Annotated in this window: 17 protein-coding genes, 2 tRNA genes and 1 pseudogene; 5 read left to right on the top strand and 15 right to left on the bottom strand. The window is 60.4% G+C overall.

The genetic code is table 11. The features are described from left to right. Nucleotides 1–105: 105 nt before the first annotated feature. The 8 genes and pseudogenes from AC07W7_RS13940 to AC07W7_RS13905 form a co-directional block, all read right to left on the bottom strand. Nucleotides 106–3390 carry a transglutaminase family protein gene (locus tag AC07W7_RS13940; protein ID WP_169897365.1) on the bottom strand — a complete coding sequence of 1095 codons (3285 nt, stop codon included), beginning with the start codon at nt 3388–3390 and terminating at the stop codon, nt 106–108. A 187-nt stretch (nt 3391–3577) separates the two neighbouring features. Further along, entirely contained in the window at nt 3578–4027 is a 450-nt protein-coding gene (locus AC07W7_RS13935; RefSeq protein WP_495039509.1) for a hypothetical protein, read from the bottom strand. A gap of 58 nt (nt 4028–4085) precedes the next feature. After that, nucleotides 4086–4529, bottom strand: a complete 444-nt coding sequence (locus AC07W7_RS13930; protein ID WP_495039508.1) for a hypothetical protein — start codon at nt 4527–4529, stop codon at nt 4086–4088. Then, the gene (ssp4, locus tag AC07W7_RS13925; RefSeq protein WP_076961563.1) at nt 4529–5446 is read right to left on the bottom strand and encodes an Ssp4 family T6SS effector; all 918 of its coding nucleotides are present in this window, start codon (nt 5444–5446) and stop codon (nt 4529–4531) included. The genes AC07W7_RS13930 and ssp4 (AC07W7_RS13925) overlap by 1 nt, the downstream gene beginning before the upstream one ends. Before the next feature lie 221 nt (nt 5447–5667). After that, a pseudogene (locus tag AC07W7_RS13920) lies at nt 5668–5865 on the bottom strand (hypothetical protein); the annotation flags it as partial. A 115-nt stretch (nt 5866–5980) separates the two neighbouring features. Continuing rightward, nucleotides 5981–6439 (bottom strand): hypothetical protein, encoded by a 459-nt coding sequence (locus AC07W7_RS13915; RefSeq protein WP_495039507.1) that lies wholly within the window; start codon nt 6437–6439, stop codon nt 5981–5983. Continuing rightward, a complete protein-coding gene (ssp4, locus tag AC07W7_RS13910; RefSeq protein ID WP_495039506.1) occupies nt 6436–7356 on the bottom strand; it encodes an Ssp4 family T6SS effector in 921 nt (306 codons plus the stop codon). The genes AC07W7_RS13915 and ssp4 (AC07W7_RS13910) overlap by 4 nt, the downstream gene beginning before the upstream one ends. A gap of 221 nt (nt 7357–7577) precedes the next feature. Then, complete coding sequence (locus AC07W7_RS13905) at nt 7578–9881, bottom strand: YgiQ family radical SAM protein (protein ID WP_076961564.1); 2304 nt, start codon at nt 9879–9881, stop codon at nt 7578–7580. Nucleotides 9882–10097: 216 nt separating this feature from the next. Between AC07W7_RS13905 and AC07W7_RS13900 the strand changes: the two genes are divergently transcribed. Further along, nucleotides 10098–14105, top strand: coding sequence for a dermonecrotic toxin domain-containing protein (locus tag AC07W7_RS13900; RefSeq protein WP_495039505.1), 4008 nt, complete (start codon nt 10098–10100; stop codon nt 14103–14105). Here AC07W7_RS13900 and dnaB read toward each other — a convergent pair whose 3' ends face one another. The 7 genes from dnaB to rnr all read right to left on the bottom strand — a co-directional run bounded on the left by dnaB (nt 14106) and on the right by rnr (nt 21394). Continuing rightward, on the bottom strand, nt 14106–15503 hold the full coding sequence (gene dnaB, locus AC07W7_RS13895) for a replicative DNA helicase (protein WP_017138451.1): 1398 nt from the start codon (nt 15501–15503) through the stop codon (nt 14106–14108). A gap of 110 nt (nt 15504–15613) precedes the next feature. After that, on the bottom strand, nt 15614–16060 hold the full coding sequence (gene rplI, locus AC07W7_RS13890) for a 50S ribosomal protein L9 (protein WP_003171376.1): 447 nt from the start codon (nt 16058–16060) through the stop codon (nt 15614–15616). A gap of 18 nt (nt 16061–16078) precedes the next feature. After that, entirely contained in the window at nt 16079–16972 is an 894-nt protein-coding gene (locus AC07W7_RS13885; RefSeq protein WP_057437422.1) for a YybS family protein, read from the bottom strand. 36 nt (nt 16973–17008) lie between these two features. Further along, nucleotides 17009–17239, bottom strand: a complete 231-nt coding sequence (gene rpsR / locus AC07W7_RS13880; RefSeq protein ID WP_003171373.1) for a 30S ribosomal protein S18 — start codon at nt 17237–17239, stop codon at nt 17009–17011. 29 nt (nt 17240–17268) lie between these two features. After that, the gene (gene rpsF / locus AC07W7_RS13875; protein ID WP_003217491.1) at nt 17269–17691 is read right to left on the bottom strand and encodes a 30S ribosomal protein S6; all 423 of its coding nucleotides are present in this window, start codon (nt 17689–17691) and stop codon (nt 17269–17271) included. 320 nt (nt 17692–18011) lie between these two features. Then, on the bottom strand, nt 18012–18767 hold the full coding sequence (gene rlmB / locus AC07W7_RS13870; RefSeq protein WP_032862039.1) for a 23S rRNA (guanosine(2251)-2'-O)-methyltransferase RlmB: 756 nt from the start codon (nt 18765–18767) through the stop codon (nt 18012–18014). Beyond that, nucleotides 18764–21394, bottom strand: a complete 2631-nt coding sequence (rnr, locus tag AC07W7_RS13865; protein WP_076961568.1) for a ribonuclease R — start codon at nt 21392–21394, stop codon at nt 18764–18766. Before rnr ends, rlmB begins: the two co-directional genes overlap by 4 nt. A 224-nt stretch (nt 21395–21618) precedes the next feature. Here rnr and AC07W7_RS13860 point away from each other — a divergent pair. The 4 genes from AC07W7_RS13860 to AC07W7_RS13845 all read left to right on the top strand — a co-directional run bounded on the left by AC07W7_RS13860 (nt 21619) and on the right by AC07W7_RS13845 (nt 24701). Further along, a tRNA-Leu gene (locus tag AC07W7_RS13860) sits at nt 21619–21705 on the top strand. A 177-nt stretch (nt 21706–21882) separates the two neighbouring features. Further along, a tRNA-Leu gene (locus AC07W7_RS13855) sits at nt 21883–21969 on the top strand. 144 nt (nt 21970–22113) lie between these two features. Further along, nucleotides 22114–23139 carry an iron ABC transporter substrate-binding protein gene (locus AC07W7_RS13850; RefSeq protein WP_495039504.1) on the top strand — a complete coding sequence of 342 codons (1026 nt, stop codon included), beginning with the start codon at nt 22114–22116 and terminating at the stop codon, nt 23137–23139. Then, nucleotides 23139–24701 carry an ABC transporter permease gene (locus AC07W7_RS13845; RefSeq protein WP_495039503.1) on the top strand — a complete coding sequence of 521 codons (1563 nt, stop codon included), beginning with the start codon at nt 23139–23141 and terminating at the stop codon, nt 24699–24701. The genes AC07W7_RS13850 and AC07W7_RS13845 overlap by 1 nt, the downstream gene beginning before the upstream one ends. Nucleotides 24702–24819 lie beyond the last annotated feature (118 nt).

Here is a 24819-nt window from a genome sequence, read left to right as displayed (position 1 = left end):
TGCTCGCGATAGCAGTGCGTCAGCCAATGCCTGTACTGGCTGATACTCGGTCATCGCGGGCAAGCCCGCTCCCACATAAGCCCGCTCCTATAGGTGGAGTTGTGTTTAGTCATTTTTATTGGCGAAGCGCCGCAGATCCAGGGTCATCGGAAGTTCATCGTTGATCACCAGCGCCGGCACCGGCAATTTGCCCGGGCTGTGGCCCAAACGGAAGAACCGTGCCATGCGCCGGCTCTCCGCTTCGTTGGCATTGACCGGCAAGCTGTCGTAATTGCGCCCGCCCGGATGGGCCACGTGGTACTGGCAACCGCCCAGGGAGCGCTGCATCCAGGTATCCAGCAGATCAAAGACCAACGGCGCATGCACGCCGATGGTCGGCTGCAGGCAATTGGCCGGTTGCCAGGCGCGATAGCGCACACCCGCGACGAACTCGCCCACCCGGCCGGTGGCATGCAGCGGCACGGCCACGCCATTGCAGGTCAGCACATAGCGCTGCGGCGGCAGGCCGCTGAGCTTGACCTGCAAGCGTTCAAGGGAGGAATCCACATAGCGCACCGTGCCCCCCGCCGCGCCCTCTTCGCCCAGCACATGCCAGGGCTCCAGGGCCTGGCGCAACTCCAGCTCGATACCGCTGACGGCATAGTCGCCAACCTTGGGAAAACGGAATTCCAGGTGTGCCGCAAACCACTCGGCGCGCAGCGGGTAACCGGCGGCGTTGAGCTCGACGATCACGTCGGCAAAGTCCTGCTCGATAAAATGCGGCAGCAAGAAGCGGTCGTGCAGTTCCGTGCCCCAGCGCGCCAGCTTTGGCGGTGCATAAGGCTCGCGCCAGAAGCGCGCCACCAGGGCGCGCAGCAGCAACTGTTGGGTCAGGCTCATGCGCGCATGGGGCGGCATTTCAAAGGCGCGCAGTTCCAGCAGGCCCAGGCGCCCGGTGGCGCCATCCGGCGAGTAGAGCTTGTCGATGCAGAATTCGGCGCGGTGGGTATTGCCGGTGACGTCGATCAGCAGGTTGCGCAGCAAGCGGTCCACCCGCCACGGCGGGCATTCCTCGCCCGGCGCGGGCATCTGCGCGAAGGCGATTTCCAGCTCATACAGCGCGTCGTTGCGCGCCTCATCCACCCGTGGCGCCTGGGAGGTCGGGCCGATAAACAGCCCGGAAAACAGGTACGACAACGACGGATGGTTATGCCAGTAGCTGATCAGGCTGCGCAGCAGGTCCGGGCGGCGCAGGAACGGCGAGTCCTTGGGCGTGGCCCCACCCAACACGAAGTGGTTGCCGCCGCCGGTGCCGGTGTGGCGCCCGTCGATCATGAATTTTTCAGTGGTCAGGCGGGTTTGCCGGGCCTCTTCATAGAGGAACTCGGTGCGTTCCACCAATTCGTCCCAGGTGGCGGACGGCTGCACATTGACTTCGATCACACCCGGGTCGGGCGTCACGCGGAAGTTGCTCAGGCGTGGATCACTCGGCGGCTCGTAGCCTTCCAGCAACACCGGGCAATACAACTCCTGGGCAGTGGCCTCGATGACGCTTACCAGTTCCAGGTAATCCTCGACCCGCTCCAGAGGCGGCATAAACAGGTAGAGCCGCCCCCCTCGCGCTTCGGCGCACAAGGCGGTGCGGGTCAGCCAGTCGGCAGACTCGTCGACCTTGGGCACACGCTCGTCGCTGGGGGCCGGCTCGCCCGGGCCTGACGCGCTGATGGCCAGCGCCGGCAGATCCTGATTGGGATCGGTGGGGTGCACAAAGGGGTAATCTGCCGCCGTCACCCAGGGCTGCGAAGCCAGGGGCAGGCGATAGCCCAGCGGCGAATCACCGGGCACCAGCCGGCAATGGGTGTCGCGCAGGTACCAACGGCCACTCTGCCAGCGGTCATTGGCCGCCGTGCGCGCCAGGGGCAGCACATGGCCGATAACTTTATCCAGGCCCTGGCTGAACACCTTGCGCAGGCGTTCGCGCTCCAGTTCATCGTCCAGGCGTGAATCCAGGGCGCTGACATTCTGCGGCAAGGCACCTTCGCGCCACAGGTAGTAGAAATTGTCCTCGAAGGCCGGGAACACAAAGCGCGCCGGCAACTGCAGGCGCTCGGCAATGCTCGCCAGGAAACGCCCGGCCATCACCTCATCAGTGCCGTAGTCCTGCTGCTCATCGGCGATCAGTGCGTCGTTGTGCCAGACCGGCACACCATCGCGACGCCAATGGCAGTTGAGGGACCAGCGCGGCAGTTGCTCGCCCGGGTACCACTTGCCCTGGCCGAAATGCACCAGGCCCTTGGGCGCATAGTGCTTGCGCATGCGCTGGAACAGCTCGGCGGACAGCCGGCGCTTGTCCGGGCCCAAGGCCGCGGTGTTCCACTCGGCACCGTCGGGGTCGTCGATGGACACAAACGTCGGCTCGCCGCCCATGGTCAGGCGCACATCGTCCTTGAGCAGGTCACCATCGATCTGCCGGCCCAGGGCCTGGATCGCCAGCCATTGTTCTTCGGTGTAGGGCTTGGTGACGCGCGGCGCTTCCCAGATGCGCTCCACCGACATCTCGTGGGTAAATTCGCACTCGCACGGCTGCACCAGCCCACTGATCGGAGCGGCAGACGATGGATCGGGACTACAGGCCAGCGGGATATGGCCTTCACCGGCGAACAGGCCGGAGGTGGCATCCAGGCCGATCCAGCCGGCGCCGGGCAAATACACTTCGCACCAGGCATGCAGGTCGGTGAAATCCACTTCGGTGCCGGACGGACCGTCGAGGGCCTTGACGTCAGCGGTCAGCTGGATCAAGTAGCCGGAGACAAAGCGCGCCGCCAACCCCAGGTTGCGCAGCAATTGCACCAGCAGCCAGGCCGAGTCACGGCAGGAACCGGAGGCGTTTTCCAGGGTGCACTCCGGGGTTTGTACACCGGGCTCCATACGGATCAGGTAGCCGATATCGGCCGCTAGGCGCTGGTTGAGGCCAACCAGGAAATCCACGGCCGGCAGCGGCGTACGGTCAATACCGGCCAGGTACGCAGCGAATTTTGGCGTCAGCGGCAGGGTTTCCAGATACGGCGCCAGCTCACGCTGCTCGTCGGCGGCGTAGCGCAAGGGGATTTTTTCGGCGTAGGGCTCAAGGAAAAAGTCGAACGGATTGAACACCGCCATCTCGGCCACCAGGTCGACCTCGATGCGCAACTCGTCGGTCTTTTCCGGGAACACCAGGCGCGCCAGGTAATTGCCCTGAGGGTCTTGCTGCCAATTGATGAAATGCTGCTCGGGCAGCACCTTCAACGCGTAGGACAGGATCCGCGTGCGGCTATGGGCCGCCGGGCGCAGACGCACAATCTGCGGGCCAAGCTCCACAGCGCGGTCGTAGCGGTAATGCGTAACGTGGTGCAACGCGACATGAATCGACACGGCGGCCTCCTGCAAGCCAGGGCATGGAAACAAAGCGCGCAAGACTTATGCCAGAGCAGCGGTCATTGCGCTTTATCGAGGGACCCGGTGCAGTACAGCACCAAAACGGCGCGAGAGTGACCGCCGTGGTGCGAGGGTTGCACATATTTGTGGCGCCCGTGCGGGGCACAGTGGTGAATCTACCCAATCAGCGCTTTTTGCGCGTTGCGATGACGGCTTGGCGCAGGTGGCGTATTTCGAGCAGCCGCTGGCGCATTTCGCGATGGCGCTTGCTATTGAGCAGCAGCAAGCCCAGCAGCGGGAACAGTACGGTGGAGCCATACACCAGGCCATTGACGTCGTATTGAATCATCGGCAACACGAACAGCAGACAACTGCCCAGGTATCCCGCCACCAGCCTCGTAGCCCAAGAGTACCCACGCGCAATCATCACATTGCCAAACACCAGCACTGCCACCAGCACCAGGATCGCGCCCCCCGTATAGCTGGACTTGAGCGCAGGATCAACGCCGCGTAAATACGTCACGCCCGTCATGGACATCGCAGCCGACCCGGAAAAGATCGCCATGAAGATGGTGCCCATGAATACGGGGAAATAACGGGCCAGGAAACGGCCCATGTCGGGAAAGCCGCTCACTGCGTTAACTCCTCGTACAGGCCGCTCGCGTTGAGGCAGGGCTAGTGAACATAAACAATCAAAGGTTTTTGTACTTTGCAGTCGCAGCCTGGCGCAGATGGCGCAGCTCGACGAGTTTCTGTCGCATTTCCCGATGACGCTGACTATTGAGCAACAGCAAGCCCGCCAACGGAAACAGCAGCCCTATTACATACGCAGCCATATGTGGCCGATAGCTATAGGTTGGCAACACGACCAGCAAACATACAACGTAGAAGGCAGCGATGACCCAAGCTCCCCACTCTCGCCCTCTGATCATGACGAAATGGCTGAACGCCAAGAGCAAACCCAAGAAAACTGCCGCCAGAAAAGAGTAACGCGCCCGTTCTGGGTCACTGCGAAAAAATGTACTGGATGCCAATGAAATAGCGGCAGAGAGAGAGAAGCAGGCAAGAAAGAATGCGCATATAAACGTTGGAAAATATTGCGTTAAAAAAGCTCTCAATGAAGCTTGGCGATCCATCACTCAAGCTCCTCATATAGGCCAACTGCAATCGTTCGGATATTGCCTGATATAGCGCTCCCGGTAAAACCAATGGCAGCCCCGAGGGAATCTCTGATCTGCGTCAACGTAGCGTGATTGATCTCGCTCGCTGAATAGCGCTTGGCCAGCTCACCGGAGCGCTGGCGCAGTTTCAAGAGCTTATTGCTCAGGCTTGGATCTTTCAGGCTCAGCAACTCTTTGGTGAGTGCCTTGCGTTGCTGGCGGGTCAACCCCTTGGACAACTCGTACCAACTTCTGCCAGTGGTCACCTTTCGAGCCTGCAGCAGCCGAAGAGTGGTCAGAGTAGAGGCGCCGGCCCCCAGCAGTGACGCGGCGTCCAATACCGGCATTGCATAGCGATACCAGTCCTCGCTATCCATATCGTCGTTGGCTGCCGGGTCATTGAGTTCGTTGATAGTTCTCATACCCCCGACGACACATTGCGCAGTACTGGCCGCTGCAGCCGTCGCACCGATGCCTGCCACCACCAGGCTCGCGCCACCAGTGAAAGGCACGGCGACTGTACCGCTGAACACAACAATCCAACCGAGGATTGCGCCCGCACAAGACAGGGTCGTATTGACTGCTTCGCCCACCAACCGGGACTCACGCGGGTTGTTAGCCACCTGATTGGCAAACTGCGCCGGCGAAATATACTTCTGCGCCTCACGCAAAATAATGCGCTTGGGCTTGATGCTGCAAATGGGCTTGAACTCGCGCAGGGTAATGACATTGAAGTCAGCATCGATATACACCACCCCCGCGCCGACGATGCCGGGGTCGGCGTCGATGGCGGCGAACAGGCGGGGCAGGTTGATCTGGCTTTCGATGCGCTGGCGCGCCATGAACTGGGAGCGGTTGGAGTCCATGCCGATGTTGAGCAGGGGGTTGCTCATGGGGTGATCTTCCTTGAAATAGGCGGTGTCTGAACTGGCGCCTTCGCGAGCAAGCCCGCTCCCACAGTTGACCGAGTTCCAGCATAAGAATGCGGTCGAATGTGGGAGCTGGCTTGCCTGCGATGGCGATTCAACGGGCGCCACCTTAACAAACAGGCTAACCACCCGCTAGAAAGCAAAACGCCAGCACGAGGCTGGCGTTTTGCATGTTCAGGCTGCGCTCAACGCGGCACAACCGGCTTGCGCGCAGGCTTCTTGCCTTTGCCCTTGGCCGCGTCGGTGCGTTCTTTAGCCGCCTGTTTGTTGCGCGCCATGGCCGCGGCCTTGGCTTGTTCGCGCTTGTCCCACGGGTTGCTGCCGTCGCTGCCACGGGGTGGCAGGCCGGTGTGCTGGGTGAGGATCTTGGTGGTGGTTTCCTTGTCGTGGTGCGAGGGTTGCACATATTTGTGGCGCAAGTGCGGGGCGCAGTGGTGAATCTACCCAATCAGCGCTTTTTGCGCGTTGCGATGAAACCGGTTATCGAAGGCGACGCCTTCACATGCGGCTACTCGATCTAGCGGTTGATTTGACAGACTGCCGAATGCGACGGATTCCAACGAGTTTTGTACGCATCTCTCGTTGAACCTTACTGTTAAGTGTCAACAATCCAAGGAATGGGAATAACAGCGCCAACCCATAGAGAACTTTATGAGGCTGGTACTGAACCATTGGAACTACAAACACTAGACAGGCGAGGTAGATACCGACCATCACCCACACCCAGGAGGGTCGGCCCCGCAAAATCATAAAGTTGCTATGGACCGTCAACAGAATGAGCAGCGCCCCGACCAACATGATCTTGAGCCCCACTTGAGCCAGCGGCACATCACGAAAATAAGTGACGAACGCCAGCGCCACAGCCAATGCCAAAGAAAAACACGCAGCAAATACGCCGCCCATAAACGTCAGAAAGTATTGCCTGAAAAAGTCGCGTAGCGTCATTAACTCGTTCATTCGTTTATTTCCTCGTACAACCCTATCGCGATGGTATTGACATTTCCGGAGTACGCACTCCCGCCAAACCCTATGCTGGCGCCCAAGACGTCTTTGATCTGGGTAGTGGTGCTGTGCTTGAGCTGCGTAGGGGTGAAACGCTTGGTGAGTTCACCCGACGCCTGCTTCAATTTGAGCATCTTCGCAGTCAAGCTGGGATGGTTGATGCTGAGTAGCTCTTTCGTGAGCTTGGCTCTTTCCTGGCGATTCAACCCGCGAAGCACGTCACGCAGACTCTTGCCCGTCGATGCTTTGGCGGCCCTGACCAGCTTGACCGTTGTCAGGGCCGAAGCGCTCACGCCTACCAGTGATACTGCGTCCAGCACAATGGAAGCATTCTGGTACCAGCCCTCACTGTCGAGCCAATCCTTTACCTCAGGCTTGGCGACCTCCAGCGCTGTTCGAGCAATGCCGTTGAAACACTGAAGCGAACTTGCACCGGCAGCCGCATATCCCACCACAACGATGACAGAACTGGCACCGCCACTGAAAGGCACCAGAATTGTTCCACTGGCGATTGCAGCCCAACTGATGACAGCGCCCAAGCAGGAGACTCCGGTATTTACGGCTTCGCCAATCAGTCGGGACTCTCGAGGATTGCTCACGACATGTTGGGCAAACTGCGCCGGCGAAATATACTTCTGCGCCTCACGCAAAATAATGCGCTTGGGCTTGATGCTGCAAATGGGCTTGAACTCGCGCAGGGTAATGACATTGAAGTCAGCATCGATATACACCACCCCCGCGCCGGCGATGCCGGGGTCGGCGTCGATGGCGACGAACAGGCGGGGCAGGTTGATCTGGCTTTCGATGCGCTGGCGCGCCATGAACTGGGAGCGGTTGGAGTCCATGCCGATGTTGAGCAGGGGGTTGCTCATGGGGTGATCTTCCTTGAAATAGGTGGTGTCTGAACTGGCGCCTTCGCGAGCAAGCCCGCTCCCACAGTTGACCGAGTTCCAGCATAAGAATGCGGTCGAATGTGGGAGCTGGCTTGCCTGCGATGGCGATTCAACGGGCGCCACCTTAACAAACAGGCTAACCACCCGCTAGAAAGCAAAACGCCAGCACGAGGCTGGCGTTTTGCAGGTTCAGGCTGCGCTCAACGCGGCACAACCGGCTTGCGCGCAGGCTTCTTGCCTTTGCCCTTGGCCGCGTCGGTGCGTTCTTTAGCCGCCTGTTTGTTGCGCGCCATGGCCGCGGCCTTGGCTTGTTCGCGCTTGTCCCACGGGTTGCTGCCGTCGCTGCCACGGGGTGGCAGGCCGGTGTGCTGGGTGAGGATCTTGGTGGTGGTTTCCTTGGCGACCTTATGGCTGCCCACCGGCGTCGAGTTCTTGCGACGGGCGCTCTGGTAGCTGTCGGTGGACGGCTGGTGCAGCGGAATCAACTGATCCTTGCCCGGCCCGATCAGGTCGGCGCGGCCCATGCGCGTCAGGGCTTCACGCAGCATCGGCCAGCCTTTGGGGTCGTGGTAGCGCAGGAACGCCTTGTGCAGGCGCCGCTGATCTTCGCTCTTGACGATGGTCACCGCGTCGCTCTTGTAGGTGACCTTGCGCAGCGGGTTCTTGCCCGAGTGGTACATCGCGGTGGCGGTGGCCATGGGCGAGGGGTAGAACGCCTGCACCTGGTCGGCCCGGAAGCCATTGCCCTTGAGCCACAGGGCCAGGTTCATCATGTCTTCATCGGTGGTGCCCGGGTGGGCGGCGATGAAGTACGGGATCAGGTACTGCTCCTTGCCCGCTTCCTTGGTGTACTTCTCGAACATGCGCTTGAACTTGTCATAGCTGCCAATGCCCGGTTTCATCATCTGGTTGAGCGGACCTTCCTCGGTGTGTTCCGGGGCGATCTTCAGGTAGCCACCGACGTGGTGGGTCACCAGTTCCTTGACATATTCCGGCGACTCCACGGCCAGGTCGTAGCGCAGGCCGGAAGCGATCAGGATCTTCTTCACACCTGGCAACGCACGGGCGCTGCGGTACAGCTGGATCAACGACGAGTGATCGGTGTTCAGGTTCGGGCAGATCCCCGGGAACACACAGGACGGCTTGCGGCACGCGGATTCGATTTCCGGGCTCTTGCAGGCGATGCGGTACATGTTCGCGGTCGGCCCGCCAAGGTCGGAAATCACCCCGGTAAAGCCCGGGACTTTGTCGCGGATCTCTTCGATCTCGCGAATGATCGACTCTTCGGAACGGTTCTGGATGATCCGGCCTTCGTGCTCGGTGATCGAGCAGAAGGTGCAGCCGCCGAAGCAGCCACGCATGATGTTCACCGAGAAACGGATCATGTCGTAGGCCGGGATTTTTTCCTTGCCGTACACCGGGTGCGGGACACGGGCGTAAGGCATGCCGAATACGTAGTCCATTTCTTCGGTGGTCATGGGAATGGGCGGCGGGTTGAACCACACGTCCACTTCGCCATGCTTCTGCACCAGGGCACGGGCGTTGCCGGGGTTGGTTTCCAGGTGCAGCACGCGGTTGGCGTGGGCATACAGCACCGCGTCGCCACGCACCTTCTCTACCGATGGCAGGCGGATCACGGTCTTGTCGCGGGTCATGCGCGGGCTGGCGAGGATCTGTACGACCTTGGCTTCTTCCGGGTCATCCACCGGGCCTTTCTCTTGCTCGATGGCGCAGGCCTGGGTGTCCTGGGTGTTCACGTAGGGGTTGATGATCTTGTCGACCTTGCCCGGGCGGTCGATACGGGTGGAGTCCACTTCGTACCAGCCGGCGGGCGTGTCACGGCGAATGAACGCGGTGCCGCGCACGTCGGTGATGTCTTCGATCTTGTGGCCCCACGACAGGCGCTGGGCAACTTCGACAATCGCCCGCTCGGCGTTGCCGTACAGCAGGATATCGGCAGTGGCGTCGATCAGGATCGAGTTACGCACCCGGTCCTGCCAGTAGTCGTAGTGGGCGATGCGACGCAGGGAGGCCTCGATGCCGCCGAGTACGATCGGCACGTTCTTGTAGGCTTCCTTGCAGCGCTGGCTGTACACCAGGCTCGCCCGGTCCGGGCGCTTGCCGGCCATGCCGCCGGGGGTGTAGGCGTCGTCGGAACGGATTTTCTTGTCGGCGGTGTAGCGGTTGATCATCGAGTCCATGTTGCCGGCCGCGACGCCGAAGAACAGGTTCGGCTCGCCGAGCTTCATAAAGTCGTCTTTGGACTGCCAGTTGGGCTGGGCAATGATCCCGACGCGGAAGCCCTGGGACTCCAGCAGCCGGCCGATGATTGCCATGCCGAACGACGGATGGTCAACGTAGGCATCACCGGTGACGATGATGATGTCGCATGAATCCCAGCCAAGCTGATCCATCTCCTCCCTGCTCATGGGCAGGAATGGCGCGGGGCCGAAACATTCGGCCCAGTACTTGGGATAGTCAAATAACGGCTTGGCTGTTTGCATGACGGTGACCGGTGTTGAGATGAAAAATCGCGGGCGCGGAATATAGCACAAAATTTGACCAATTCCGACGGCAATGGTCGGCTTTTACCGCGCGGGTCTGAATGGCGGACCCGTCGTGCATTTTTTCGCCGGCCAGGGGCTATTGCGCTAACCCATTATCAAAAAAACCATCGCTAGGCTGGGGTCGATCAACCACAGCCCATCATGGTGCGATCAATGAACACCCGCTCCTCTCAACAGCCACCACAAGCACCGCCCGCCTCGCCGCTGCTTCCCCATCGAACCCTCATCAAGCAACAACTGCCTGCCTGGCTGATCCAGGCGCCTTCTTCATTGCGCGAGGCGTTTCGCGCGAGCATGACCGCCAGCAATCAAGCCAGGCACGACCTCAAGGCGTTGCTGGACGAGCTGCAAAGTCCCGAGGACTTCGCCCGCCCTCTGCTGCGCGCGTCTCTGCAGTCCTGGTTTTTCGGCTTTATCACGGATGAGAACGCCCTTTTGGTACGCGAATGGAAAAATCATCATTTGCTCGGCTTGATCAAAACCCACGCCAAGACCACACGCCAGACACTGCTCGAGGCGGCCCTGCAGAATTTTGAAGCGGCCGAAGCCGAGCCCGGCGGGATGGAAGACGGCACCGCCCTGCACAACATGACAAACGCCGGCGAGGTCTTGACCAGCGCCTCCCCTGCGGCGTTCGCACGCTTGTGTCGAGAACTGGACCTGGGCGCAAAGTACCTCACGCATATCAGCAGCATTCTGGAACCCTCTGCGGGCAGCGCACGTACCGCCGCCCAGGTGCTCAGGATATTCCGCGCCCAGGCACAGCACGCCATGGGGGTTGCCTTGCATATCGCCTACATGCGTCGGCAGATAAGCCCCAGGCAGCACCTGCAACTGCATAGCCTGCAGCGCTCGGCCAATCACCTGGACATAAAGTACAGCCACCTGACCCTTGATAACGTGGTGCTGCCCGGTGTCCTGGTGATTGAGGCATCGCTTATCGATCTCCCCTACATCCTGTACGTCCCAGAAGACCCCGTGGCCCCCTTCAGCCAGCACCGCACCTGGGAGAACCTGCAACAGCACCTCACCGAGCAGCTGCTGGACCCTGCCTACCTGGCATTCTTCAAGCAATTTGTCCCGTTACAGCAGCAAGCCAGCCTGCTGAGAGTAACGCCAGCGCATGTCAGCACATACGAATTGGTCAAGGCCACCTCTGTCTATCCCGCCACACTCGAGGCCTCGGTCAGCCTGACGCCCATCCAGGGGGATCTGTTCCAGACCGTTGCCCGCCAACGCATTGCCCAGATCAAGCGCGACGCCAGCACGCTGGTTGTCTCCACGGCCGAGGCCGACATGGTCAGCCGGCAAAAACGCTTGCAGAGCTGGATCGAGGCCGGGGAGTTTCTGTTGTTTTTCGCCGCCTCATTTATTCCAATCGTGGGGCAAGCCCTGCTGGTCGTCAGCGCTGCCCAAGTAATAGGAACGGTGTATGAGGGCTTTGCGGCCTGGAGCCGCGGCGACAGCGATGAGGCCTTGAATGATTTGCTCGATCTGGTGGACACCCTTGCACAGGCCGCTGTCACCGCGGGCGCCATCAAGACGGCAGGCTTCACGGCCAACCTGGTAAAGGTCAGGGTCCGCAACAAGGGTTGGCGCCTATGGCACAGCGATCTAACACCTTACCGCCACCCCAAGCCGCTGCCCGCACACGTGAGCGCGAACAAGCAAGGCCTGTTCCGGCACGAGCAACAGCACTACCTGAAGCTGGATGATCATGTTCACTCGGTTCAACGCTCGCCGGACGGCACACAATGGGAGCTGTCCCACCCCAACGACCCGGACGCCTATCGACCTCCGCTGCTGAGCAATGGGGTGGGTGGCTGGCGCCAGGCCCACGAATCGCCCCGGGACTGGGACAGCCTTAAACTGATCAAGCGCCTGGGGCCCGAGGCCGCCAACATCAGGCAACCGGACGTCGAGCCCATCCTGCTGCTCAGTGGCGTGGACCACTCGAGCCTGCGCCAGGTCCACCAGGATATGGAACCCCCTGTGCCCTTATTGCGTGACACGGTCAAGCACTTCGACCTAGAACAGGAAATCAATAGTTTCGATCTGGCACGGGCCGAAGGTAAATCGGTCACAGCCCATTCGCCGTTGATTCAATTCCACCTGCTCAGCGGGCTGCCCGAGTGGCCCGCCGACCACACCTTGAAAATCGTCGATGGCCAACAACAGATCCTGTTGAGCCATGGGAGCGGCCCCACTGAAATAAAGATCAGCGCGGCGAGGTTCAAAAAGGGCGAGCTGCTGCATGCCGTGGAGGAGCAAATGGCACAAGCGTCATTTAACGAGCTGTTACCCACGCCATCCATCGACGCGCTGACCAAAACCGAAAACCTGGCCCTGCGCCTGCAAAGCGAAGGCATGCAGCAAAAGCAACGGCTGCTGGCCCTGCTCAGCGAGCCCGGCGAGCGCGCCGTCACGCCCACGGAACACAACATTCGCGCAATCATGCCGCAACTGTCCAAGAGCCATCTTGAGGCCATGGAGTCGACGCTGACTGAGCAAGAAAAACAGCGCCTGCAACAGGAAAAAAGCCTGACTGCCTCCCAACGCTGGGAGGCGCAACAGTACATTCAGACACAGCAAGCAACGCGTTCACAGGAAGCGCTTTTCCTCGACGGCATCAGTGACCGCCATAGCGTGCCGCTGACGCTATACAACCTGGAGCAGTTACCCTCATGGCCGGACGCATTGCGGATCGAGATTTATGCACAGCGCCAAGACGGCCCGCTGCTGGGTCGCATCGGCCCAGCGCAGGCCAGTCACCGCCATGTCTTGATCCGCCTGGGCGAGCAGTACTCAAGCCTTGATGCCCAAGGTTCCCCCCAGGCGCCCCCCAGCCACCTGGCCGATGCCCTTGAAAGTACGCTGGCGGCCCCCGAACGCCGGGCCATCCTGGACGCATCGGGCACCGCAACCCTCAAGCAGGCCATCCAGAAACTCAGCCTGTCGCGCCTGACCCAGCTCCCCACCATCCGGGCCATGCCTCCCCTGGGCACACTAGCGGAGACTGCCGGGCGGCCCCTGGATCCGTTATTCGCCGACCCCAACCCTCCGGCCGGGCTGACGCTGCGTGAGGACGGCACCTATCAATCGCCTCCTCAGCCCGACGCAAGCTACCGCTATTACATACAGGACAACCACAAATACTATCCCCTGCGATACGACCCCCTGGGCTGGCGGCTGGCGGATGCCCGCAATCGCTTCCGGGCCTATCAACCCTACCTGCGCAAAAAGCCCCAGGCCGGCTGGGAAATTGACCCGGCCAAAGGTACGTTGCTGGGAGGGGACGAGGAGGCGCTCAAGCTCAGGCTCCATGAGATGGAGTCCAGCGACGAATTTGAGCCGGCACGCTCCTCCAGCGAGTATGAATCGGCCGAAGAAGGCGTTGTGACAACCCGATACACCGCACAGGAACTGATCCACATGCGCACGGGGCAAGGCTATCAGTTCAGCCAGAACTATCGACGCATCTATGACCGGGCCAACAATGGTCGATACCCGTTGCGCGACGAAGACGGCCTGCCCCTGCGCATCCGGCAAATACAGTCACAAAGCAAATCGCTGACGTCCGAAGCCATATTTGACAGTCGGCTGATCCGGCCCTACTTCCAGTGGGAAGGCTACGAACAGGTGGCACGGCTGTATGAAGACAACCTGGAGGTCACCCCCTTTACGGCGGCCCATCAAAAATTTGCGCAAGAAGCCGCACTCATCGGCGAGGCCACCGTCATTACGCGGCGACCGATCAAGCGAGGGGCGGCACTGGGTGTCTATGGCGGGGAAATACTGCCGCTCTATATTGCAATGGCTCGACAAGACCCCTACCTGCTGCCCGTCAAGAACATCAGGCCGACCACGCCCCATGCCTACAACACGCAACCCATATTGTCGGGTGACAACGTGCTTTCGAGGATCAATACCATTTTCGAGTACGACGCAGGGCTGCCGATCAGGCAGGCCCGCAGCGGCTATAACGTGGAAGCATCACAGTTTCGTGTCGAAGTCGAAACCGCCAGCGGGGCACGCGAACCTATGATACTCACCGCATTTTTTGCCAGCGATCACATACCGGCCGGCGCGGAACTGCGCTGGAACTACCTCTACAATGAAATAACCATCAGGCGATTGTTCCCCAGGCCTGAAAGCCGCTGATTACTCATCGTCGTCGAAGTTGTAGCTACCCGGCGCCAGGTTCTCGAAGCGCGTGTACTTACCGATAAACGCCAGGCGGATAAAGCCGATCGGCCCGTTCCGCTGCTTGCCGATGATGATTTCGGCAATACCTTTGTGCTCGGTTTCCGGGTGATACACCTCGTCGCGGTACACGAACATGATCACGTCGGCGTCCTGCTCGATGGCTCCGGATTCCCGCAAGTCGGAGTTCACCGGGCGCTTGTTGGGACGTTGTTCCAGGGAACGGTTGAGCTGGGACAGCGCCACCACCGGGCAGTTGAACTCCTTGGCCAGGGCTTTGAGGGACCGGGAGATTTCGGAAATTTCGTTGGTCCGGTTGTCGCCGCTGGAGCCGGGGATCTGCATCAACTGCAGGTAGTCGATCATGATCAGGGCGATATCGCCGTGTTCACGCACCAGGCGCCGAGTACGCGCTCGCATCTCGGACGGGCTGATACCGGCGGTGTCGTCGATAAACAGCTTGCGGTCGTTGAGCAGGTTGACCGCCGAGGTCAGGCGCGGCCAGTCGTCGTCTTCCAGGCGACCGGCACGCACCTTGGTCTGGTCGATCCGGCCGAGCGACGAGAGCATACGCATGATCAGCGATTCGCCTGGCATCTCCAGGGAGTACACCAGCACGGCCTTGTCGCTGCGCAACACGGCGTTTTCCACCAGGTTCATCGCAAAGGTGGTCTTACCCATGGATGGACGGCCGGCGACGATGATCAGGTCGGACGGCTGCAGGCCGCTGGTCTTCTCGTCGAGGTCGGTGTAGCCGGTGGAAATACCGGTGATGGCATTGTCAGTGTTGAACAAGGTGTCGATACGGTCGATGGCCTTGGTCAACAGGTCGTTGACGCTGACCGGGCCGCCGGTTTTCGGGCGGGCTTCGGCGATCTGGAAGATCTGGCGCTCGGCTTCGTCGAGGATCTCGGCGGCGGTACGGCCTTCGGGGTTGAAGGCGCTGTCGGCGATTTCGGTGCTGATGCCGATTAATTGGCGCAGGGTCGCCCGCTCGCGAACAATCTGGGCATAGGCTTTGATGTTGGCGACGGACGGCGTGTTTTTCGCCAGCTCGCCCAGGTAGCCCAGGCCGCCGACTTGTGAGGTCTGGCCTTCCTTGTCCAATTGTTCGGCCAGGGTCACCACGTCGATCGGTGAGTTCTGGTCGGCCAGCTTGGCAATGGCGCGGAAGATCAGGCGGTGGTCATGCCGATAGAAATCACCGTCCGAGACTTGATCGAGCACGCGTTCCCAGGCGTTGTTGTCCAGCATCAAGCCACCGAGCACGGCCTGCTCGGCCTCGATGGAATGCGGCGGCACCTTCAGGGCAGCGGTTTGCAGATCGTATTGCTCAGGAGCTGAAATATCGTTCATGGCCACTTGAAATTAGGGGTGTGTAGAAAAACAAAAGGCACGACCTGTAAACAGGATCGTGCCCGATGTTAACTGGCTGACACGCGAGGTGCCAGTCAGTTAGGTGCTTCTTAAGCTGCTACCACGACAACGCGTACGGTGGCTTCAACTTCAGCGTGCAGGTGCACGGCTACGTCGAATTCGCCTACGTTGCGGATGGTGCCGTTCGGCAGACGAACTTCGCTCTTCTGCACTTCAACGCCGGAGGCGGTCAGTGCGTCAGCGATGTCGTGAGTACCGATCGAACCGAACAGCTTGCCTTCGTCGCCAGCGGTGGCAGTGATAGTCACTTCCAGCTCGGCCAGTTGGGCAGCACGGGTTTCAGCCGAAGCTTTCTTGTCTGCTGCGGCTTTTTCCAGCTCAGCGCGACGCTCTTCAAACGCAGCCAGGTTGGCAGCGGTTGCAGCGGTGGCTTTGCCGTATGGCAGCAGGTAGTTACGACCGTAGCCGGCCTTAACGTTTACTTTGTCGCCCAGGTTGCCCAGGTTGGCGACTTTTTCCAGAAGGATCAGTTGCATGTGAAAATCCTCTAACTTTTAACCTTCACCGTTCGCGTTATCGGCGTCTTTCGGCGCCAGACGACCGCGAAAATCAATCAGGCCGTCGACAATGGCCAAGACCACGAGTAACGGATAGATCAGTTGCATAAACAGCAACAGCGTCACGTACAACCCCACCAGCCAGAACTTGGCCAGGCGCTTTTGCGCCACCAGCCCGTGCATCAGGGCCAGCCCGGCAATCACCAGCGGTACGCTGCACAACGGCGTCAACATGGCCATTTGCGGACCGAAGTTCGGCCCTACAAGCATGCACGCCAGCAGCAACATCGCTGGGCCTGCGGGGATTCTGATACTGCGAAACTCGCGACCAAAACCACCCGGGTTATACAACAACGCCTGCCAGTAGCGCCCAAGAATCAGGCTCAGCACACTGACGATCTGCAACAGTGCCGCTATCAGGCCGGTAAGGACCGGAGCAATCAGTGTGGCCATGCGCGCTCGCTCATCTACCGACAACTGCTGGTAGAGATCCCCGAGGGCCAGTGGCAGGATTTTTACCAACTCCTGCGACAGCGCCTCGATTTGCGGGCGGAAAGCCGCGCCAAGCACCACTGAATACACCACTCCCAAAGCCACGCTGACCAGCAGCGTACGGACCCAGGACTCACTTGCGCGCAGAACCAACGCAAGGCTCGAAGACCCCAGCAGTACCAGAAGTACCCGTGGATCGTCGAATTGCAGCCACCAGATCAAGGCCGGCAGCAACCCCAGGGCAAGGACGCCCAGGGCGTCCTTCAAACCGCGCCGCAGCAGCACAAGGCTTCCCGCGGCAGCACCCAACCAATACAACAGCGGCAATGCAGCACATCCAGCCACTACCAGAGTGGCCTGCACACGACCGCGCATGATGAACTCAGCTAAGGCGCGCATGCATTCAATCCCTTACTACTTGTCGACTGCCCGGTCTCAGCGGCCGTGGCTGTCGGTGTAGGCCAGCAGGGCCAGGAAGCGGGCGCGCTTGATAGCGGTGGCCAGCTGACGCTGATAACGAGCTTTGGTACCGGTGATACGGCTTGGAACAATTTTGCCGGTCTCGGATACGTAGGCTTTCAGAGTGTTGAGATCTTTGTAGTCGATCTCCTTCACTTCTTCAGCGGTGAAGCGGCAAAACTTACGACGACGGAAGAAACGTGCCATTTGATAGGCTCCTTAATAAGGTCCGTGGATTACTCGTCAGCGTTATCGCTGTTGTCGCTGTCATCACTATCAGCGCTTTCAGCGCCTTCGTGCTCAGGACGGTCGCGACGCTCACGGCGCTCACTGCGGTTTTCTTCAGCCTTGAGCATCTCGGATTGGCCGGTAACGGCTTCTTCGCGACGGATGACCAGGTTACGGATCACTGCATCGTTGTAGCGGAAGTTGTCTTCCAGCTCGGCCAGGGCCTTGCCAGTGCACTCAACGTTCAGCATCACGTAGTGAGCCTTGTGAACATTGTTGATTGCGTAGGCCAGTTGACGACGGCCCCAATCTTCCAGACGGTGGATTTTGCCGCCGTCTTCTTCGATCAGCTTGGTGTAACGCTCTACCATGCCGCCGACTTGCTCGCTTTGATCCGGGTGGACCAAAAAGATGATTTCGTAATGACGCATGAATGCTCCTTACGGGTTGTAGCCTGCCGCTCAAAAACGGTCAGACAAGGAGTGAATGACACTTAGGAATCTTGCCGCAGGGAGGCACATCGGTGCCCGCCAGGAAGGCAAGGGGCGCAATTGTAGAGAAGGGGGAGAACGGGCGCAAGGCAATTGGTGATTATTTGACCAAAAACCAATGTGGGAACAGGCTTGTGTGGGGGCTGGCTTGCCTGCGATGCAGACACCTCGGTACATCAGTTGTATTGAGGTGATGCTATCGCAGGCAAGCCAGCTCCTACACAAGCCCGCTCCCACATTTGGACCTGCGCCAGACCTGATTACTTCTTGGTCTTGGCCTTGGCACCGCGCTGGCGCTGGGCCTCGAACAGGCACACGCCGGTCGCCACGGATACGTTGAGGCTGCTGACGCTACCGGCCATCGGCAAATGCACCAGGTAGTCGCAATGCTCACGGGTCAGGCGACGCATGCCCTTGCCTTCGGCGCCCATGATCAGGATGGTTGGGCCAGTGAGGTCTTGGTCATAGATGCTGACCTCGGCCTCCCCCGCCGTGCCCACGACCCACAAGCCGCGCTGCTGGAGTTTCTCCAGGGTACGCGCCAGGTTGGTCACGGCCACCAGCGGAATCACTTCCGCCGCGCCGCAGGCGACTTTACGCACAACCGGCGTCAACGTGGCCGACTTGTCTTTAGGCACGATCACCGCCAGCGCACCGGCGGCATCCGCCGAACGCAGGCAGGCGCCGAGGTTGTGCGGGTCGGTCACGCCGTCCAGCACCAGCAACAGCGGCGCACCTTCGGTGCGGTCGAGCAGCTCGTCGAGCATGGCCTCGCCCCAGACCTGGCTCGGGCTCACGTCCGCGACCACGCCCTGGTGCACGCCTTCGACCCACACGTCCATTTCGCGACGCTCGGCCTGGCCGATGGCAACCTTGTTCTGGTTGGCCAGCTCCACCAGCGCCTGAACGCGTGGCTCACTGCGGCCTTCGGCCAGCCACACCTGCTTGACGCGCTTGGGATGGTGACGCAGCAACGCTTCTACGGCATGTACGCCGTAGATTTTTTCCAGACTCATGACTTGGCCTTAGGTTTGCGCGACCCGCCGCTCTTGGCAGGGGCCGAACCCGCTTTGGGCGGGCCTTTACGGTGTTTACTCGGTTTGCTCGACGGCTTGTCGGCGGCCTGGGACTTTCCCCCAGACGCCGCTTTACCACCGCTTTTGGCTTCGTTGAGCAACTGCTGCTTCAACTCGCGGCTCTTGCGCAGCTCGGCGTTTTTCGCCGCCGCATCACTGGGGCGGTAGGCGTCGCTGACCTTTTCCTTGGTCGACGAGCGACGAGCAGGCTTGGCTGCTGGCTCGGCGGCAGCGGCAGCTTTCGCCGGAGCACCTTTCTTCGCCGGCGCTGCTGTTTCGGCACCGCGCTTTTTACGGCCAATCGGCGCTTCGAGGGTTTTTTCGGCCATCTCGAAGTCGATCTTGCGCTCGTCGAGGTCGACGCGCATGACCCGCACTTCCACGGTATCGCCCAAACGGAAGCTGCGACCGGTGCGCTCGCCCGCCAGGCGGTGATGCACAGGGTCGAAGTGGTAGTAGTCACCCGGCAAGGCGGTGACGTGCACCAGGCCTTCGACGTAGATATCGGTCAACTCGACGAACAGACCAAAGCCGGTCACGGCAGTGATCACGCCCGGGAACGACTCGCCCACGCGGTCCTTCATGAACTCGCACTTGAGCCAGTTCACTACATCGCGGGTGGCTTCGTCGGCACGGCGCTCGCTCATGGAGCACTGCTCGCCCAACTGTTCCAGGGCCGCCTCGTCGTACGGGTAGATCCGTGCCTTCGGAATGCTCATGGCACCGGCGCGCTTGACGTGCGGGGTGTTCTGCTTGGAATGGATCACGCTGCGGATGGCGCGGTGTGTGAGCAGGTCCGGGTAACGGCGGATCGGCGAGGTGAAGTGGGTATACGCCTCGTAATTCAGGCCGAAGTGGCCCTGGTTGTCGGCGCTGTACACCGCCTGGCTGAGGGAGCGCAGCATCACGGTCTGGATCAGGTGGAAGTCTGGACGGTCCTTGATACTGGCCAGCAGTGCCTGGTAATCCTTGGGCGACGGGCCATCCTTGCCTTTGTGCAGGGACAGGCCGAGCTCACCGAGGAAGGCGCGCAGTTTTTCCAGGCGCTCCGGCGGCGGACCATCGTGGACCCGGTACAACGCAGGAATCTCGTGCTTTTTCAGGAACTCGGCGGTGGCCACGTTGGCCGCCAGCATGCATTCCTCGATCAGCTTGTGCGCGTCATTACGGGTAGTCGGGGTGATTTCGGCGATTTTGCGCTCGGAACCGAAGATGATCCGGGTTTCCTGGGTTTCAAAATCGATCGCGCCACGCACATGACGTGCGCCCAGCAGCACCTTGTACAGCGAGTAGAGCTGCTTGAGGTGCGGCACGACGTCGGCATACTGGCTGCGCAGGGCCTTGGCTTCGCTGGTTTTCGGCGTTTCCAGGATGGTGCTGACCTTGTTGTAGGTCAGGCGCGCCTGGGAGTGGATCACCGCTTCATAGAACTGGTAGTCGGTCATTTCGCCGGTTTTCGAGATAGTCATCTCGCACACCATGGCCAAACGGTCGACTTTCGGGTTCAGGGAGCACAGGCCGTTGGACAACTGCTCAGGCAGCATCGGGATCACGCGCTCAGGGAAGTACACGGAGTTGCCGCGCACCTGGGCTTCGTTATCCAGGGCCGAACCGATCTTCACGTAGCTGGAGACGTCGGCAATCGCGACGAACAACTTCCAGCCGCCGGAGAACAGGCGCAGTTTGCCGGGCTTGGCTTCGCAGTAGACCGCATCGTCGAAGTCGCGGGCATCTTCGCCGTCAATGGTGACGAACGGCAGATGACGCAGGTCGATGCGTTTTTCTTTGTCTTTTTCTTCGACTTCCGGCTTGAGCTTGGCGGCTTCTTTAAGCACCGCCTCAGGCCAGACGTGGGGAATATCGTAGGTGCGCAGCGCCACATCGATTTCCATGCCCGGCGCCATATAGTTGCCGACCACTTCGACAATATCGCCCTGTGGCTGGAAGCGCGGGGTTGGCCAGTGAGTGATTTTCACCTCGACGAACTGACCGACCTTGGCGGCGCCATTGCGGCCCGGAGTCACCAGCACTTCCTGCTGGACCTTCGGGTTGTCCGGGATCACGAAGCCGATGCCGCCTTCTTCAAAGTAGCGACCGACGATGGACTCGTGGGCACGGGACACCACTTCGACGATCACGCCTTCGCGCCGACCGCGACGGTCCAGGCCGGACACGCGCGCCAGGGCACGGTCGCCATCGAACACCAGGCGCATTTGCGCCGGGCTCATGAACAGGTCATCGCTGCCATCGTCAGGGATCAGGAAGCCGAAACCGTCACGGTGACCGGCAATGCGGCCAAGGATCAGGTCGAGCTTGTCCACCGGCGCGTAAGTACCGCGACGGGTGTAGATCAACTGTGCATCGCGCTCCATGGCGCGCAGGCGGCGGCGCAGCGCTTCGAGTTGGTCTTCGGTGGTCAGACCGAATTCTTCAACCAGCTGCTCGCGGCTAGCAGGCGAACCCCGATCGGCGAGATGCGCCAGGATCAGTTCGCGGCTAGGAATAGGGTTTTCATATTTTTCCGCTTCACGAGCGGCCTCGGGATCGAGGGACTGCCAATCGGCCATTAGAGAGTTTTCACCTTGTCTATATGTGGGTTAGTTTGGCATACGCGTATTGAAACGGGAAATTTCCAGCAATAACTCGTCGGGAAATGCGCTTTATGGTCCCGGGAAACCACCTTGCGCGACCGCCCGCGAAATTTTCCAGGCTTTTTTGATGACGGGGGTTTACAGCTCAAAAGTCACTCCGTATAGTGCGCGCCATCGACGACGGCAACGTTGAAGATACTGCCCAGATGGTGAAATTGGTAGACACGCCAGCTTCAGGTGCTGGTGACCGCAAGGTCGTGGAAGTTCGAGTCTTCTTCTGGGCACCAATTCAAAACCCAAGGCCAGCCTTGAGTTTCACAAAAACCCGCGAAAGCGGGTTTTTGCGTTACAGGCCTTTGATTTTCAACCGAAAAATTGATTTATAAAATCAAATCAGGGGTTTACAGATCAAAAAGGCCGCCGTATAGTTCGCCCCATCAACAGCGGCAACGTTGCTTGATAATGCCCAGGTGGTGAAATTGGTAGACACGCCAGCTTCAGGTGCTGGTGATCGCAAGGTCGTGGAAGTTCGAGTCTTCTCCTGGGCACCAAATTCAGATAAAACCCGCGAAAGCGGGTTTTTTCGTTTCCGGGGTTTAAAAACTCCACCCGCAGTGCCAGCCCCGCCCGCACTTGAGAAGCTTTATCGTTTATCCTTGTAAGAATTTGTTGCATACAAGTGAGGAACACCCCGGATGATGATCCGCGATATCCGTCTCAAGACATCCCTTCTGCGTGGCCTGACCATCACTCTGTTCGGCCTGACCCTGCTCTCTCCCACCGCCTACTCAGCCGACAAGGTTGAACTGACCCTGTACAACGGCCAGCACAAGGAAGTCGGCGATGAACTCGCCAAGGCCTTCGAGGCCAAGACCGGCATTCATGTGAATGTGCGCAAGGGCAGCAGCAACCAATTGGCCAGCCAGGTCGTCGAAGAGGGTGAGCGCTCCCCTGCCGACGTGATCTACACCGAAGAATCCCCGCCACTGAACAAACTCGGCGAACAAGGCCTGCTGGCTACCATCGACACCAGCACCCTGGAGGTCTTGCCCAAGGACTACGTGGCTGCCAATGGCACCTGGATGGGCGTGACCGCCCGCACGCGGGTCGTGGCCTTCAACCCGAAATTGATCAAGGAAGAAGAACTGCCCAAGTCGGTACTGGATTTCGCCAACCCCGAGTGGCAGGGCAAAGTGGGCTTCGTCCCCACCAGCGGCGCCTTCCAGGAACAGGCCGTGGCAATCATCAAATTGCATGGTCGCGAGGCCGCCGAAGAATGGCTGACCGGGCTGCGCGCCTTCGGCAAGGTCTACAGCAACAACATGGTCGCCCTCAAGGCTGTGGAAAACGGCGAAGTGGCGACGGTGCTGGTGAACAACTACTACTGGTTTGCCCTGAAAAAGGAAAAAACCAACCTGGATTCGCAACTGCACTACTTCACCGATGGCGATGCCGGCGGCCTGATCACCGTATCGGCGGCGGCCGCCCTCAAATCCAGCAAGCACCCCCAAGAAGCCCAGCAATTGCTGGCATTCATGGCCAGCGAAGAAGGCCAGAGGGTGATCACCAACACCTCCGCCGAGTACCCGCTGCGCAAGGGCATGCAATCCAATCGCGGCCTCAAGCCGTTCAGCGAGCTGCAACCACCAAAAGTCACTCCCGCCGACCTGGGCAATGCCGAAGAAGCCCTGGAGCTGGAACGTGACGTTGGCTTGAACTGATGACCCCATCGCAATCCGTCGCCTTGCACGGGGGTTTTAGCCCCCGGCGCAAACGCCCGTCAATCTGGCTGCTGCTACCAGTCTTGTTGCTGGTGGGCCTGAGCCTGCTGCCCTTGGTGTACGTGGGCCTCAAGGCCTGGCAAGCCGGCTGGGCCGAAGCGGTGCACCTGCTGTGGCGCCCGTATGTGTTCGGCCTGCTGCGCAACACGTTGGCCCTGATGGTCGGCGTGACCGTGGCCTGCGCGGTGATTGGCCTATCCCTGGCCTGGCTGCTGGAACGCAGCAACCTGCCGGGCCGGCGCATCTGGGGAGTGATCCTGTGCCTGCCGTTTGCCGTACCGGCGTTTGTCAGCAGCTTTACCTGGGTGTCGCTGAGCGCCCAGTTTGAAGGCCTGGGCGGGGCAATCCTGGTGATGACCCTGTCCAAGTACCCCCTGGTGTTCCTGCCGGTGGCGGCGACCCTGCGCAACCTGGATCCGTCCCTGGAAGAGTCGGCCCGCACCCTGGGGCTCAATCGCTGGGGCGTGTTCTTTCGCATCACCCTGCCGCTGCTGTGGCCGTCGCTACTGGCCGGCGCGCTGTTGATCGCCTTGCATATGCTGGTGGAGTTCGGCGCCTTGTCGATCATTGGCCTGCAAACCTTTACTACGGCGATCTACCAACAGTTCGAGCTGGAGTTCAGCAATGCCAACGCGGCGATGCTGTCTGCGGTACTGCTGGTGATGTGCCTAACCCTGCTATGGCTGGAGTTGCGCGTGCGCGGCAAGGGCCGGCATGTGCGCACCGGGCAAGGCGCGGCGCGGCATGCCGAGCAGGTTCGACTGGGCAAATGGGCGCCATTGGGCCAGCTGTATTGCTTGATGCTGGCGATCATTGGCAGTGGCATTCCATTGGGGATGCTCGGTTACTGGCTGGCCGTGGGCTCTTCGGCGGCCTTCCCGGTAGCTGAAATCAGCGAGGCGCTGCTGTCCTCCCTGGCCCTGTCCCTGGGCGGCGCCGCACTCTGCCTGGCGCTGGCTGTGCCGGTGGGCCTTTTGGTGGTACGCTACAAGGGCCAACTGGCACTGTGGGCCGAACGCCTGCCCTACCTGCTGCACGCCCTGCCCGGCCTGGTGATTGCCCTGACCCTGGTGTACTTCGCCCTGCATTATGTGCCGGCGCTGTATCAGACCTCGGCGCTGCTGTTGATCGCCTATGCATTGCTGTTCTTGCCCCTGGCCCAGGCGCCGATCCGTACCGCGCTGAACAAGGCCGCGCCGCAGCTGGAAGAGGCGGCGCGCACCCTGGGCGCATCGTCGTTCAGCGCGTTTTGCCGGGTGACCCTGCCGATTATCTTCCCGGCATTGGGGGCGGCGTTTGCCTTGGTGTTTCTCGATGCGATGAAGGAGCTGACCGCGACTTTGCTGCTCAGCCCGACGGGGCTTAATACCTTGGCCACGGCAGTGTGGGCGCACACCTCGAATGTGGAATTTGCGGCGGCGGCGCCTTATGCGGCGTTGTTGATTCTGGTGTCGGGGTTGCCGGTGTATCTGCTGACGACGCGGATGTATCTGAGTCGCTGAAAGCGCTATCGCGGGCAAGCCCTAATGCCAGTCAGTTAAGGAATTGACTTCTCCGCCAAGCAATAATAGAAACGGGCTCTGTTTTTATGAGTTCGTTTCATGCCCCTCCAAAACGATC

This window comes from Pseudomonas sp. GW821-FHT01D09, from assembly GCF_059422465.1.
This window is presented reverse-complemented; position numbering and strand designations above follow the sequence as displayed.